The organism is Salmonella sp. 32070601201500089SM, assembly GCF_017573605.1.
Classification (GTDB): Bacteria; Pseudomonadota; Gammaproteobacteria; order Enterobacterales; family Enterobacteriaceae; genus Salmonella; species Salmonella enterica.
Window position 1 is genome coordinate 629,032 of sequence record NZ_JAGETK010000001.1, and the last position, 14,483, is coordinate 643,514.

The following is a 14,483-nucleotide window of genomic DNA, read 5'->3' on the forward strand; positions in this document are numbered from 1 at the left end:
AGCTTAGCAAGAGTTGTTAAAAAATTCAGTACGTTGCTACAGCTTGTTATAAACACGCGCTAAACGGCCCGTGCCGCTGGCGTAAACCGGAGACTCATCCGCGCCGATAAAGGCCGATTCACCCGGCTTCAGTACCAGACGCTGTTCATCTTTACGTAACACCGCCTCACCCTCAACGCAGAACAGAATCGCGGCGCTGTGTTGGCCGATGCTCGTCTCCTGAAGCGCCAGGTCGTGCAGTGAAAAAGCAAAATCGTCAACCGGAATGGGGAAGTCCAGCTCCGAGCCGCTTTTCACCGGGGCAGTCAGCAACTCGCCGGCAGGTTTAGGTTCGAACTTCACGTTCGCGACCAGCTCAGGGATGTCGATATATTTGGGCGTAAGGCCAGCGCGCAGAACGTTATCGGAGTTCGCCATGACTTCCAGCGCAACGCCCTGCAGATAAGCATGAGGCGTTTCGGCAAACAGGAACATCGCCTCGCCGGGATTCAGTTTGACCACATTCAGCAACAAAGGAGAGAAAAGCCCGCTGTCGTCAGGATAATACTCTGAAATCACGCGGATCGTTTGCCACGGTTCGCCTTGTTGGCTGTTAAGCGCCGCTTTGAGTACGGCTAACGCGCGGGATTTTTCTTCGCCTTGCATATTCAACAGGCTGGCGAAAAGCTGGCTCAGACGTTCAGCGTTCGGCGCCTGCAAAAAGTGGGCGATAGCGGAATGCGCGCCGGCGACAGGTTGCAGTAAAGAGACAATGTCAGAAAATTCGCGGAACGCGTTCATCGCCAGGAAAGGCGTCAGGGCAAAAACCAGCTCTGGTTTATGGTTAGGATCTTTATAGTTCCGCTCTGCGGCATCCATGGGGATACCCGCCGCATTTTCTTTCGCGAAACCGATTTCGGAATTGCGCTTATTCGGGTGCACCTGAATAGAGAGCGGCTGCGCGGCGCACAGTACTTTAAACAGAAACGGCAGTTCGCCGAAACGGTTGGCTACCGCTTCGCCCAGCATGGCGGTTTTATTCTTTTCGATGGCGTCACGCAGGGAGACGGTTTCGCCGTTGGCGGTGGTGATTCGCGAGCTGCTTTTGGGATGCGCGCCCATCCAGAGTTCAGCCATTGGCTGCTGCTGCGGATTGGCGATGCCATAAAGTTCCGTTAACGCAGTTTTACTTCCCCAGGCATAGTTTTGCACTGAGTTAATGAGTTTTTGCATTATCAAGCCCTGTTTCAATGTGGAGATCAATGGGAGGTATTAAACCAAGAAACCCGCATGAAGTAACCTCCGGGCGTAAAAAGTCGTACTTGTCTCAGTTTTTGTTAAAAAATTGTGTAGGATAGTGTTACTCGCTTTGAGTCGGGCAATGGAACACCTGCCCAGAGAATAACCATACCGAGCGGTAAGTGAGAGCACAATGTCAAACAAACCCTTCTTTTATCAAGACCCTTTTCCCCTCAAAAAGGACGATACCGAGTACTACTTGTTGACCAGCAAACATGTTTCCGTCGCCGAATTCGAAGGACAAGAGATCCTGAAAGTCGCGCCGGAAGCGCTAACGTTGTTGGCGCGTCAGGCCTTCCACGATGCGTCTTTTATGCTACGTCCCGCGCATCAGCAACAGGTGGCGGATATTCTGCGCGATCCGCAGGCCAGTGAAAACGACAAATATGTCGCGCTGCAATTCCTGCGAAACTCCGATATCGCGGCCAAGGGCGTGTTGCCCACCTGCCAGGATACCGGTACGGCCATTATTGTCGGCAAAAAAGGCCAACGCGTCTGGACTGGTGGAGGTGATGAAGCGGCGCTGGCTCGCGGCGTATATAACACCTATATCGAAGATAACCTGCGCTATTCACAGAACGCGGCGCTGGATATGTACAAAGAGGTCAATACCGGTACTAACCTGCCGGCGCAGATCGATCTCTACAGCGTCGATGGCGATGAATATAAATTCCTCTGTATCGCTAAAGGCGGCGGATCGGCGAATAAAACCTACCTCTATCAGGAGACAAAAGCGCTTCTGACGCCGGGTAAGCTTAAAAATTATCTCGTCGATAAGATGCGTACGCTGGGCACCGCCGCCTGTCCGCCGTATCACATTGCGTTTGTCATTGGCGGCACCTCGGCGGAAGCGAACCTGAAGACCGTTAAGCTGGCCTCGGCAAAATACTATGATGCGCTACCAACCGAAGGCAATGAACACGGGCAGGCCTTCCGCGATATTGAGCTGGAAAAAGAATTGTTGCTTGAGGCGCAAAATCTTGGCTTAGGCGCGCAGTTCGGCGGCAAGTATTTCGCTCACGATATTCGTGTCATCCGATTGCCGCGCCACGGGGCATCATGTCCGGTAGGTATGGGCGTGTCCTGCTCCGCGGATCGAAACATTAAAGCGAAGATCAACCGGGAAGGGATCTGGATCGAGAAGCTGGAGCGCAATCCCGGTAAATATATTCCAGAGGCGCTGCGCCAGGCGGGAGAGGGCGAGGCGGTGCGCGTTGATCTTAACCGTCCCATGAGCGAGATACTGCAACAACTGTCGCAGTATCCGGTATCAACGCGCCTGTCGCTGAACGGCACGATTATTGTGGGCCGCGACATTGCGCACGCTAAACTGAAAGAACGGATGGACAGAGGAGAAGGTTTGCCGCAGTACATCAAAGATCATCCTATCTATTATGCGGGGCCGGCAAAAACGCCGGAAGGGTACGCCTCCGGGTCGCTTGGGCCGACTACCGCAGGACGAATGGACTCTTATGTTGATCAGCTCCAGTCGCAGGGCGGCAGTATGATCATGCTGGCGAAAGGCAACCGCAGCCAGCAGGTGACCGATGCCTGTAAGAAACATGGCGGCTTCTACCTGGGCAGTATCGGCGGCCCGGCAGCCGTTCTGGCGCAGGGTAGTATCAAGCGCCTGGAGTGCGTGGAATATCCTGAACTGGGTATGGAGGCTATCTGGAAAATTGAAGTGGAGGATTTTCCGGCCTTCATTCTGGTGGATGATAAAGGCAACGATTTCTTCCAGCAGATTCAGTCATCGCAGTGCGCGCGCTGCGTTAAGTAATGTCGCCGCCCTGCGGGGCGGTAACATGATTCGCTATTTTGCCGGAGAACGGCGCAAGCGCCTTATCCGGTCTACACCGTTGTGTTGTTATCGTTAATACTCATAAGACCGCAAACATGTGAGCAATGTCGACACATGATCTCATCAACTTGAGTAAGGAGCAGGTAATGGTAACGGTACGCCGCGAGAAAGATTCAATGGGCGCGATTGAAGTCCCGGCAGATAAACTGTGGGGGGCGCAGACTCAACGTTCGCTGGAGCATTTTCGGATTTCCACGGAGAAAATGCCCGTCTCGCTCATTCACGCTCTGGCGTTGACCAAGCGCGCTGCTGCGAAGGTCAACCAGGACTTAGGGTTGTTGGCGGCGGAAAAAGCCAGCGCGATTATCCAGGCGGCTGATGAAGTGCTGGCGGGAAAACATGCTGATGAGTTTCCGCTGGCGATTTGGCAGACCGGGTCCGGTACGCAAAGCAACATGAATATGAATGAAGTGTTAGCGAACCGCGCCAGTGAAATTTTGGGCGGCGTTCGCGGTATGGAACGCAAGGTGCATCCCAATGATGACGTCAATAAGAGTCAAAGCTCAAACGATGTGTTCCCAACCGCCATGCACGTGGCGGCGTTACTGGCGTTACGCGAACACCTCATCCCGCAATTATCTGCATTAACGGATACGCTTCGCGATAAATCCCACGCTTTCGCCGATATTGTCAAAATTGGCCGTACTCACCTGCAGGACGCGACGCCGCTCACCTTAGGCCAGGAGATTTCCGGTTGGGTAGCCATGCTGGAACATAACCTCAGACACATTGAGCACAGTTTACCGCACGTCGCGGAACTGGCGCTCGGCGGAACCGCAGTAGGGACAGGGCTTAATACCCACCCGGAATATGCCCGGCGCGTGGCCGAGGAACTGGCGACGATTACCGCGGCGCCGTTTGTTACCGCCCCGAATAAATTCGAAGCGCTGGCGACCTGTGACGCGTTGGTACAGGCGCATGGCGCATTAAAAGGACTGGCGGCCTCGCTGATGAAAATCGCCAACGATGTTCGCTGGCTGGCGTCCGGCCCGCGCTGCGGCATTGGCGAGATTGCTATCCCGGAGAATGAGCCAGGCAGTTCCATTATGCCTGGTAAAGTGAATCCGACCCAGTGTGAAGCGGTAACGATGCTATGTTGCCAGGTGATGGGTAACGATGTGGCCATCAATATGGGGGGCGCATCGGGCAACTTTGAGCTCAACGTCTATCGTCCGATGGTTATTCATAATTTTCTGCAAACGGTGCGCCTGCTGGCCGATGGCATGGCGAGCTTCAATCAACACTGTGCGTCAGGAATCGAGCCAAACCGCGAGCGTATTACGCAGTTGCTGAATGAGTCGCTGATGCTGGTCACTGCGCTCAATACGCACATCGGTTACGATAAAGCGGCGGAGATTGCGAAGAAGGCGCATAAAGAAGGGCTGACGCTCAAAGCTTCAGCCGTGGCATTAGGATACCTTAGCGACGAGGAGTTCGACGCCTGGGTACGTCCGGAGTTGATGGTTGGCAGTATGACGCCGGGACGTTAATCCGCCACATACAGGTGCAGTCGCGGAATAATCAGTCGCAGCGGCTGCGCCTGTGGTTTAAAACGGTGCTGAATATTATCGGCGTCATAGTTTTCCAGCCCGCCAATATCCGGCACACCAGCGCCGTTGTCCGTGTTGATTAACGCGATAATCGGCGTGGGACAGGCGTGTTGCACCTGTTTCTGCTGGCCCTTATACCAGATGTGGGCGATCGGCTGTACTTTAACCGGACGCTTAATCTTGAGTCGGGCCTGCTGCGGTAAGGCAGCGATATCCTGATATTCCCGTTCCAGCTTGAATTGCCATTGTTCGCGCGTCCACGGCGGGACGCTGCGCGGCGACGCGAGGCTTTTTTTCAACTGGCTCAGAACCTCATCCCGGCTTAAATTTTTAATAATATGTTTATTTGCCCAGCCGAAACGTATGGTGGCGGGGTTATTGATAAGCGTCAGCGTGCGGTAAGCGTTCAGCGTAATTAAGCCGGGTAGATGCCGATGCACCCACTCAAAACGTGCCGCTGAGGGAAGACCGGACTCTACCGTAACCATCTGCTCGAAGGTGGTTTTCAACTGGTTAATGCGCTGTACCTGATTTTCCAGATCTAGCTGTGTCGCATTATCCACTTGATAGCATAAGACGCCAGGCAGGCGGACGGCGGCTTTACTGCTGCGGTTTTCGGACTGCTGTTGAATAAACAAATGGCGATAGTGACGTAGCGCCAGCGCTTCGGCCTCTTTCCCCAGATGTTGCGTTACCTCGATAGTATCCAGCGGCGCATGTTCCGCCTCTTTGGTCACCTGCGGCAGTGAAAAGACACGGGCGATAAGTAGCGAATGCTGCTGTAGATTATCCGTCAGCGCCGCCAGGTGTTGTTCTATCTGGCGAAAAGTGCCATTCAGGCGTTCAACGAGATCGTAGCGTGACATGGTATCACTCACTTTAGTTACAACATACTATCTGTATAGCACAGTTCCCACCGCTCAACCAGCGTGCAAAATACGTCAGGCAGCGGTCACGTTGGGCATCGCGTGCCAGACCGGCCAGTGAAAGCTAAATTTTGCGCCGCCCAGTTCGCTCTCGTCACAGACGACGCTACCGCCCATCGCCAGGGCGATAGAGTGTACGATGGCGAGTCCAAGCCCGCAGCCGCCTGTCGCCCGGTCTCTACTGGGGTCGAGTCTGACAAAAGGTTCAAATACGCGCTCACGCGCATCCGCTTCAATGCCGGGGCCGTCATCTTCAACTATCAGCGTTGCCTGACTGCCGTCGCGTAACAGGCTGACTTGAACGGTGGTACGACTGTAGCGCAACGCATTATTCAGCAGGTTATCCAGCACTCGCGACATTAACCGCATATCAAGCGCGCCATAATCGCCGATTACACATGTGACAAGGTTTACGGCGCGTTCCGGGGTCACGCTTTGCACGTCCTGCAAATGCGCGAGCAACCAGGCGGGGAGGTCGGGTTCGGTCAACATCAGTTCATTTTGCGGTCGGTCAAGGCGCGCATAGGTGAGCAGTTCTTCAATCAGCGCTTCCAGTTGACCAATATCGCGATTGAGCGCCTGTGATTCCGGCGGAGTCAGATTTTCACTCATTTCAAGCCGATAGCGTAAACGTACCAGCGGCGTGCGAAGCTCATGAGCGATACCGTCAATCAGCTGTTTTTTACTGGCGATCAGGGCATTAATGTTATCCGCCATCTGGTTGAACGCGACGCCCAGACGTTCGAAACTGGAGCCATTATCGAAATGCAGGCGTTCAGTCAAATGACCCTCGCCAAAGCGCTGCGCGGCGGATTCGAGCCTGAGCATTTCTTGCCAGTGCGGGCGCATCCAGATAAACACAGGAAAGGCGAGAGAAAAAGCAATGAGCGCCATTAAAGCGATATCCAGCAGTCGCATTTGATGCAGGAAATAGAGATAGGGAACCGGGCCAACCGCCAGGACGTAATGGCTGCGCGGGATACGCTGAATAAAGGTGTATTGATCGTCAAGCGCGACAATATCGCCTTCACGCAGTCGCTGCGTGGTGGCGGCATCAAGCTTATAGTGATTTAACGGTTCAACGCGTAAATCGAAAGAGAGGTTCAGGTCCATCTCTTTTAACGTTTTCCCCCATTCACGCGGCGGAATTTCCCGCAGTTCGCTGCGCATCAGATAGAGCGAACTTTTCATCAGATCGTCGAGCGATTGCCTGCCCGCGCGTTCGGCAGTGAATTTGTACACCAGTCCGACCAATAAGGTCATGACCAGAAAACAGACGAACAGCAACAGGTAAAACTGCACAAACAGCTTTTTCATCAACGCCCACCGGATATCAATACATTAACTCTATCGCGGCGCTGGGGGAAAAGATTTCCCGTCAGCGCCGCTGGTGGGTTATAAAAGCAGGCTTTGCGTCAACTGACAACCTCATTGTCCGGCGTTAAGGTCCGGACTTTCGTGAACAATGCGTCCATCGACAAGTGTCAAAACAGCGCGAATGGTATCAATTCTGTCTTCCGGCATCGTCATAAATGGCTGATTGAGCACCGCCAGATCGGCCTGTTTTTCGACGCTAAGCTGGCCCCGGTGTTGTTCGGCAAAGGCGAGCCAGGCGGCATGACGTGTATATAACGCTAGCGCTTCCAGACGCGTGAGCCGCTCGCTGGCGGGTTTACGCACGGAACCGCCTGACGCTATACCGGTGATATGATATTCGATAGCGTGCCAGACACCGGCAATGCCAATACGCGTCGAATCGGTATCGCCAGCTACGACAAGCCCTTTATCCAGCGCCAGTCGAACCGGCGGCGAATTGTCCGTCGCACCGGGTGGGTTGGCGTCACGGATGGCAAGCCCCTCAAAGTAAGGCCCCATTTGCACAGTGTATGCCAGACCCAGCTTACGCATTCGCTCAAGCGTCTGTGGCGAACCGGTATTCAGATGCGCAATAGACCAGCGGAGAGGGCGCAGATCGTACTGCTGCGCTACCTGCTCAAAAATCGTCAATATCGCGTCGGCGCTGTCATCGGTATAGGCGTGGATCTCAAGCGGTATTCCCCGTTTTGCCGCAAACGTCGCGACCTGGCGAAGCGCGGTTTTATCCTGCTCTGAGGAAGAAAACCCTGGGGCCATCCGCACGCCGTCATTCATTCCGGCCACCAGGCTTTCCCCCAGGCCAAGAAAAGCCAGTTGCCCGTCATCGGCACGCGCCGGGCGAAAGGCCATCAGGTTGCTGAACCACTGCGCTTCATGACCTTTCGCTTCTGGCTGTACCGGAATGCGATACCCCACGCGCAGCGGTAAATCCCCCTGGTTTCGCATTGCAAATAAAGGCTCATAAGCGGCGGCAGGCCCGGCAGAGGGGTCAATGATGCCGGTCACGCCGCGAGCGTTCATATCAGCGAAAAATTGCCGCAGACCACCCTCACGATCGGCGTTACTACTTATGCTGGCAAAAAGCTGGTTAAACGCGGCGATGTCACCAAATAATTTCCCCGTGGCGCTACCTTTTGCGTCGCGCTCTACGCGGATTCCCGCTAAATCAGGAGGAGGGGTGTCGTTAAGGCCAAGTACGTCTATACCGCGCTGATTCACTAATGCATAGTCGTAAAGATACTGAATATAAGCCGGATGATCGGGAAGGGCGTGGCTCAATTCGGCTACCGTCGGCGCCCGGTTTTCTGCAAATTGCGCCGGTATCCACGATCCCACTACGGCTACCCATTGATCGTGGGGACGACGGTTAGCGTCGGCGCGTAATTTATCCAGCGCGTCTTTAAGCGAAGGGCTGTCGTACCAGTAGGTTTCGAATGTCCAGGTTTGTCCGCCGCGAATGGCGTGGATGTGGGTATCGGTCAGGCCGGGTATCACGGTTTTACCCTGTAAATCGATGGTACGGGTATGGTCGCCGCGCCATTCATCTGTCGCCGTATCATCGCCAATCGCCACAATCCGCGAGCCGGAAATCACCAGCGCGCTGGCCTGCGGCTGGGCATCATTCAGAGTGATGATATTACCGTTATGCAAAATAATATCCGCTGCCGGGCGGGCGGCGGTGGCTGCGCCTGTGGCCGTGAGCAGAAAGAGAAGCGCGGTTCTGGAAAGCAGAGGCGGGACGAGACTGATCATTAGCATGTTCCTTTTGTCGGGCGATAAGCAAACCATAGAGAGCGAACAAGAATTGTTCAATCTGTGCCCAGGGAACAGTGCGTTCTGTTTTTAGAACGGTGGTGATGAAAAAAGAAAAGCCCGCCGAAACGGCGGGCTTGAGAAGAATTAATGAATAATTAGAACTGGTAAACCATACCCAGCGCGACAACGTCATCGGTATTAATGCCGTTATCTGCATAGAAGTTATCGTCGTCATCCAGCAGGTTGATTTTATAATCAACATAGGTGGAGAAGTTTTTGTTGAAATAGTAGGTGGCGCCGACATCAGCATATTTGACCAAATCTTTGTCTTCATTTACGCCTTTATTGACAAGGTCTTTACCTTTAGACATCAGGAAGGAAACTGCCGGACGTAAACCGAAATCAAATTGATATTGGGCTGTAACTTCGAAGTTTTGCGTTTTGTTTGCTACGCATGAGCGGCAATCGTCATTGCCGTAAGGCGTCATATTACGGGTTTCTGAATACATTGTGGCCAGATAGATATTATTAGCATCATATTTAGCGCCAACAGTCCATGCATCCGCTTTATCACCGCCAGCGGTAGAGTAATTAACCTGACCATTAGTACGATCGGAAGTGGTATATGCCGCGCCGAAACTTACGCCCATACCCAGATCATAAGTTGATGAGATACCGAAGCCGTCACCGTTAGCGTTCTTCACGTTACGATCGCCGCCGTTATTAGTGCCTTCCTGCTCATGAGAAACCTGGTTTTCATTGGCACCCTGATATTGCAACGCGAAGTTCAGACCGTCTACCAGACCGAAGAAATCAGTGTTACGGTAGGTGGCCACGCCGTTAGCACGACCGGTCATGAAGTTGTCAGCGTAAGTGTAGGAGTCGCCGCCGAACTCAGGCAGCATATCGGTCCAGCCTTCTACGTCGTACAGGACGCCGTAGTTACGACCATAGTCGAATGAGCCGTAGTCGCCGAATTTCAGGCCGGCGAATGCCAGACGAGTCCAGGAATTAGCGCCTTCGCCTTCGGTAGTGTTAGCCTGAACGTTATATTCCCACTGGCCGTAACCGGTCAGTTGGTCGTTAATCTGCGTTTCGCCTTTAAAGCCGACACGCATATAGGTCTGATCGCCATCTTTAGAAGAGTCATCAGAGAAATAGTGCAGGCCGTCTACTTTCCCGTAAAGGTCCAGTTTGTTGCCGTCTTTGTTATAAATTTCAGCGGCGTGTGCTGCGCCAGCAGCCAGCAGAGCCGGGATGACAAGTGCCAATACTTTTCTTTTCATTTTTTTATCCTTAAAAACTTAACTTATTTGCAAAAGATTGAACTTCTACAGATTCGTTGAATCAAAGGCATCCTAATCTGAATAATATTATTTCAGCAAATGCTAACTTTTCTTATATGTTATTAATTAATACAAAAGTTACTATCGGAAACGCATATATTTATGGTGAATATATTTGTTATTATGTATTCATGGTTGTGATTTGTTTTATTTCACAATTTGCGAAAAAAGATGGCAATATAGCGGCGGGCAGACATTCTGTTATCAATTTTGTGAACTGGCTTCGAGTTTTTTTAATTTAACTTTCTTGAGCGAAAAAGACGTAATCATGAACCACAACGCAGAGAAAACGGTAATAAAGGGGCCGTTTCGACTAATAAAAATAGCATTCATGTATACAATGTCTGTTTTTTGAACAGTGGCGGTGATGAGCATCGCCACTATGACTTGATAAAGGCAGGTAAAATTTGTCGGCTAACTTATCCCGTCGTTTCGTCCCAGGCATGAGGGGCAAAAAGATAGCCTTTATTGCGAATGGTCTTTATACGATAGGGCTCAGCAGCGCTATCCAGCAGTTTCTTACGCAGGCGGGAAATCGCCACATCCACGCTGCGATCCAGACCATCATAATTGACGCCGCGCAGCGTTTTTAGCAACGCGTCGCGATCCATAATTTGTCCGGCGTGTGTCGCCAGTTCCCAGAGCAATTCAAAATCGGCGGTGGAGAGCGATATGAAATCGCCATTGAGCTGGACCGCCCGGTTAAGGGGATCGATGGTTAACGCGCCAAAACGCAGCGCTTTATGCGGCGTAAGCGCGCTCTCCTGAAGACTTTTTGCCTGTTGCGTTTGTTCGCTTTGCCGCAGGTGTAAGCGCAGACGCGCCAGCAAAACGGCCGGAGGCGTGGTTTTGAGGATGTAGTCGCAGGCGCCCATCTCCAGCGCCAGAATATGATTCATATCACTGTCCAGCGAGGTGAGCAGGACAATCGGGCCTTGCCAGCGGTGGCGTAAATCGCGACATATCGTCATGCCATCTTTACCTGGAAGCATAATATCCAGTAAAACCAGATCGGGCTGAGTGGTGAGGATAAGATCCTCCGCCCGGTCACCACGCGGCTCAACAATGACATCAATATCATGTTTCGCCAGATAAGCGGCAATGAGAGAACCCACTTCAGCGTCGTCTTCAACAAATACAATGCGGTTCATATTATAAATGGAGAATAGAAAACGCCAACATACACCGCCTCTGTTTTCCCTTCCATAAATCTTTTCTAAACGAGAGCGGTTCCGTTATGCTACACGCTGTTGTTATTAGCGTGTTAAGGCAAGGTAATGGGACTCGTGATTAAAGCTGCCCTGGGGGCGCTGGTCGTCGTATTGATTGGTCTGCTGTCAAAAACGAAAAATTATTATATCGCCGGATTAATTCCTCTGTTTCCAACGTTTGCGCTTATCGCGCACTATATCGTGGCCAGCGAGCGGGGCATCGACGCGATGCGTACCACCATCGTCTTTAGCATGTGGTCGATCATTCCTTATTTCATTTATCTTGCAACGCTATGGTATTTCAGCGGCGTGATGCGCCTGCCCGTCGCGCTTGGCGGTGCGGTGGTCTGCTGGGGGCTAAGCGCGTGGCTGCTGATTTTTTGCTGGATTAAATGGCATTAATATTGGCAAAGACCGTGGTTTCCCCATCGTAATACAGACGGATATTACGATGGGGAGGTTGTCAACCCACCAGCATCCACGTAGCCGGAACCGCCGCGACCAGCAATAAACCAATCAGCACGACTTCCTGACGATTTAACACGTTGTCATGCTTGTGCGTCCGACGCGCATACAGGAAAACCAGTAATCCAGGCGCGTACAGTACGACGGACAGCAGCAGGTGCATGGGACCCGACGCGTATAACAACCATAAGCCATAAATACAGGCTCCGATACCGACCGCCCGATGGAGGGGACGTGTTGCAATCTTCAGCAGAAATGCGCCGACCAGAAAGTAGGGCACCAGAATCATTTCTGACGCAATCGTCAATAGCCTGTTGTAGTCCGAACCGGTCAGCCAGATCAGCACCAGACAGATTTGCACACAGATATTGGTGAGCCATAACGATGCAGAAGGCGCGCCTTGCGCATTTTGTCGCGCGAAGATGCCCGGGAAGGATTTATAGGCTGCCGCCAGAAATGGCACCTCCGCCGCCATAATAGTCCAGCTTAGATAAGCCCCGCAGACAGACACAATCAGTCCCGCTGCAATAATAATTTCTCCCCACGGCCCCATCATTTTTACCATTAGTCCGGCCATCGACGGGTTACGCATCTCCGCCAGTTCCGGACGCGCCAGAACGCCAAGAGAAAGCAGCGTGACCAGGAGATATATTCCCAGCGCCGCGAGGACCGCCAGTAGCGTGGCGCGGCCTACATCGCGTTTATTTTTCGCTCGGGCCGAGACGACGACGGCGCCTTCAACGCCAATAAACACCCACAGCGTAATAAGCATGGTGTTCTTGACCTGTTCCCATACGGGAATACCGAGTTCAACACCAGTGAAGTCCAGTGTGAAGGTATCCAGTTTGAACATCATGATAGCCAGCACAATAAACGCGCCGAGCGGCAACAGTTTCGCCAGAGTCGCGACCAGATTGATGCTGGCTGCCGTTTGTACGCCGCGCAGGATGAGGAAATGGACAATCCAGAGCAAGACTGAAGCGCCGACAATAGCCTGCCAGGTATTACCGTCACCAAACAGACGCAGGGCAGGCGTATCGGTAAAGAAACTCAGCGCTGAAAAGACGATAACCAAATAGGATACGTTGGCGATGACCGCGCACAGCCAATAGCCCCAGGCAGAACAAAAGCCAATCAGTTCGCCGAAGCCTTCGCGGGCGTAAGTAAAGATACCGCCGTCAAGCTCGGAGCGAATGCGCGTAAGGATTAACATGGCGAATGCCAGTAAGAGTATCCCCACGCCGGTAATGGCCCAGCCAATTAACAACGCAGCCGGACTGGCAACGGCGGCCATATTCTGGGGCAGACTGAAAACACCTGCGCCAAGCATTGAGCTTAAAACCAGCGCGGTCAGCGCGCTCAGTTCCAGTTTTTTTTCCATTGGTATCCAGCTATAAAAATGAAATTGGAAGAATAATTATTATGGCAAAACGCATAAAAATGGTGAAAGCCACTAAGGCGCGGGATTTTACGGAGAGAAGGGACCGCATGCAACGGCCTGGATAAGATTTATCGCCAAAAAAGCGAAAAGTGAGATTCATCGCGATATTTGACGGAACTGGCATCCCGCGAGAAAGTGCCGGATGGTGGCTTATCAGGCCTGCCGTTGAACGATCGTGTAGGCCTGATAAGGCAGGTATGCCGCCATCCGGCGAGAAAGCCTGATGGCGACGCGCGCCTTATTTATAGAGGTCGGCGCTGATGGTGATGTTATTACCGCGCTCCTGCCACTGACGCGTAATATGATAATACTTAGCGCCTTTCTTCGCCGCGCGTTTGGCGACCTGGTAGGAGATTTCTGTCATATTGCCGTAGTTGCCGGTGAACTTAACGCTGTCGAAAGGCACCATCATCGCAGCCGTCGCTTTATTCAGCTCCTCAACTTTTGTGCCATCCGGTAGTGTGACAGTGTAACGCCCGCCTTTGGAGGATTGCGTTTCGAAGAAACGGCCTACTTCGGCGCTCGGCGAGGCTGACGTGGCGACGCCTGGAATTTCGACTTTCTTCGCAGCTTCGCCGCCCTGAGCCAGCGCAGCGCGGCCAGCTTCAGAGTCTGCCGGAATAGCGTCGGGGCTCTGGACGATGCGTTTTTTCGCATCTTGTTTATAGATAAATGCAGTGATGCGCTGGTTTCCGCCCTGATTCGCATCTATCTGACGAACAATATAGAAAGCGTATGCGCCTTTTTGTTTCGCCGCTTTCGTAATGGCATCGTTAACTTCCGGCTGGCTACGGTAGAAGCCCTGAACGGTGACGGTGTCATACGGTTCTAATTGTACGGCCTGGTCTTTCGGTAATTCCACGATGCCATTAATGACACGATTTTTGGGCGCGTCGGCTTTCGGCGCGTCGGCTTTATACACGTCCGCCACAACACGCCAGTTACCACTGTTGCCGAACTCCGAGGTGTCGACAACATAGAAGGAGGCTGCGCCTTCTTTATCTGCGCGGCGGGACACGGCGGAGACCGCATCGCCAATAGCATTAAAACGACCGGTAATAACGATGCGGTCATAAGGTTTTAGTGCAGCCGCTTGCTCCGGCGTCAGTTCTGTTGCTGCATGGACAGAAAAAGCAGCCGCAGAAAGCAGAGCCGACGCCAGGAGAGTGTTCTTAAGCTTCATAAAAATAATCCTTCGCCTTGCGCAAACCAGGTACTGGTATTGTTATTGACTAGAAACGTGGCTGATTATTGCATTTAAACCATATGGATG

11 protein-coding genes are annotated in these 14,483 nt (G+C 52.6%); 3 read left to right on the plus strand and 8 right to left on the minus strand.

What is annotated here, in order from left to right:
- Positions 1 to 36 precede the first annotated feature (36 nt).
- Positions 37 to 1,212 carry a mannose-6-phosphate isomerase gene (gene manA / locus J4728_RS03155; RefSeq protein WP_079903085.1) on the minus strand — a complete coding sequence of 392 codons (1,176 nt, stop codon included), beginning with the start codon at positions 1,210 to 1,212 and terminating at the stop codon, positions 37 to 39.
- Between the two features lie 199 nt (positions 1,213 to 1,411).
- On the opposite strand from manA, the gene fumB reads away from it, so the two are divergent.
- Entirely contained in the window at positions 1,412 to 3,058 is a 1,647-nt protein-coding gene (fumB, locus tag J4728_RS03160; protein ID WP_208211132.1) for a class I fumarate hydratase, read from the plus strand.
- A gap of 167 nt (positions 3,059 to 3,225) precedes the next feature.
- The gene (gene fumC / locus J4728_RS03165) at positions 3,226 to 4,629 is read left to right on the plus strand and encodes a class II fumarate hydratase (RefSeq protein WP_000259117.1); all 1,404 of its coding nucleotides are present in this window, start codon (positions 3,226 to 3,228) and stop codon (positions 4,627 to 4,629) included.
- On the opposite strand, the gene tus is transcribed toward fumC, so the two are convergent.
- From tus to rstA, 5 genes are all read right to left on the minus strand, one after another.
- Complete coding sequence (gene tus, locus J4728_RS03170; RefSeq protein WP_208211135.1) at positions 4,626 to 5,555, minus strand: DNA replication terminus site-binding protein; 930 nt, start codon at positions 5,553 to 5,555, stop codon at positions 4,626 to 4,628. The two genes, fumC and tus, sit on opposite strands and share 4 nt — an antisense overlap.
- A gap of 75 nt (positions 5,556 to 5,630) precedes the next feature.
- Complete coding sequence (gene rstB, locus J4728_RS03175; protein WP_079977147.1) at positions 5,631 to 6,932, minus strand: two-component system sensor histidine kinase RstB; 1,302 nt, start codon at positions 6,930 to 6,932, stop codon at positions 5,631 to 5,633.
- Between the two features lie 111 nt (positions 6,933 to 7,043).
- The gene (locus J4728_RS03180; protein WP_208211137.1) at positions 7,044 to 8,750 is read right to left on the minus strand and encodes an amidohydrolase; all 1,707 of its coding nucleotides are present in this window, start codon (positions 8,748 to 8,750) and stop codon (positions 7,044 to 7,046) included.
- Positions 8,751 to 8,902: 152 nt separating this feature from the next.
- The gene (ompC, locus tag J4728_RS03185) at positions 8,903 to 10,033 is read right to left on the minus strand and encodes a porin OmpC (RefSeq protein ID WP_208211140.1); all 1,131 of its coding nucleotides are present in this window, start codon (positions 10,031 to 10,033) and stop codon (positions 8,903 to 8,905) included.
- Positions 10,034 to 10,512: 479 nt separating this feature from the next.
- A complete protein-coding gene (gene rstA / locus J4728_RS03190; RefSeq protein WP_001080048.1) occupies positions 10,513 to 11,244 on the minus strand; it encodes a two-component system response regulator RstA in 732 nt (243 codons plus the stop codon).
- Positions 11,245 to 11,370: 126 nt separating this feature from the next.
- On the opposite strand from rstA, the gene J4728_RS03195 reads away from it, so the two are divergent.
- Positions 11,371 to 11,706 carry a GlpM family protein gene (locus J4728_RS03195; RefSeq protein WP_000524877.1) on the plus strand — a complete coding sequence of 112 codons (336 nt, stop codon included), beginning with the start codon at positions 11,371 to 11,373 and terminating at the stop codon, positions 11,704 to 11,706.
- Positions 11,707 to 11,767: 61 nt separating this feature from the next.
- Here the strand turns inward: J4728_RS03195 and J4728_RS03200 are convergent, their stop codons facing one another.
- Positions 11,768 to 13,150 carry an amino acid permease gene (locus J4728_RS03200; RefSeq protein WP_208211144.1) on the minus strand — a complete coding sequence of 461 codons (1,383 nt, stop codon included), beginning with the start codon at positions 13,148 to 13,150 and terminating at the stop codon, positions 11,768 to 11,770.
- Positions 13,151 to 13,448: 298 nt separating this feature from the next.
- Complete coding sequence (ydgH, locus tag J4728_RS03205) at positions 13,449 to 14,393, minus strand: DUF1471 family protein YdgH (RefSeq protein ID WP_000769294.1); 945 nt, start codon at positions 14,391 to 14,393, stop codon at positions 13,449 to 13,451.
- Positions 14,394 to 14,483 lie beyond the last annotated feature (90 nt).

Excerpts from the sequence above, each read along its gene's own strand:
- fumB (WP_208211132.1), top strand. The coding sequence starts at position 1,412 with ATGTCAAACAAACCCTTCTTTTATCAAGACCCTTTTCCCCTCAAAAAG.
- manA (WP_079903085.1), bottom strand. The coding sequence starts at position 1,212 with ATGCAAAAACTCATTAACTCAGTGCAAAACTATGCCTGGGGAAGTAAA.
- rstB (WP_079977147.1), bottom strand. The coding sequence starts at position 6,932 with ATGAAAAAGCTGTTTGTGCAGTTTTACCTGTTGCTGTTCGTCTGTTTT.
- tus (WP_208211135.1), bottom strand. The coding sequence starts at position 5,555 with ATGTCACGCTACGATCTCGTTGAACGCCTGAATGGCACTTTTCGCCAG.
- ompC (WP_208211140.1), bottom strand. The coding sequence starts at position 10,033 with ATGAAAAGAAAAGTATTGGCACTTGTCATCCCGGCTCTGCTGGCTGCT.
- rstA (WP_001080048.1), bottom strand. The coding sequence starts at position 11,244 with ATGAACCGCATTGTATTTGTTGAAGACGACGCTGAAGTGGGTTCTCTC.
- fumC (WP_000259117.1), top strand. The coding sequence starts at position 3,226 with ATGGTAACGGTACGCCGCGAGAAAGATTCAATGGGCGCGATTGAAGTC.
- J4728_RS03180 (WP_208211137.1), bottom strand. The coding sequence starts at position 8,750 with ATGCTAATGATCAGTCTCGTCCCGCCTCTGCTTTCCAGAACCGCGCTT.
- ydgH (WP_000769294.1), bottom strand. The coding sequence starts at position 14,393 with ATGAAGCTTAAGAACACTCTCCTGGCGTCGGCTCTGCTTTCTGCGGCT.
- J4728_RS03200 (WP_208211144.1), bottom strand. The coding sequence starts at position 13,150 with ATGGAAAAAAAACTGGAACTGAGCGCGCTGACCGCGCTGGTTTTAAGC.
- J4728_RS03195 (WP_000524877.1), top strand. The coding sequence starts at position 11,371 with ATGGGACTCGTGATTAAAGCTGCCCTGGGGGCGCTGGTCGTCGTATTG.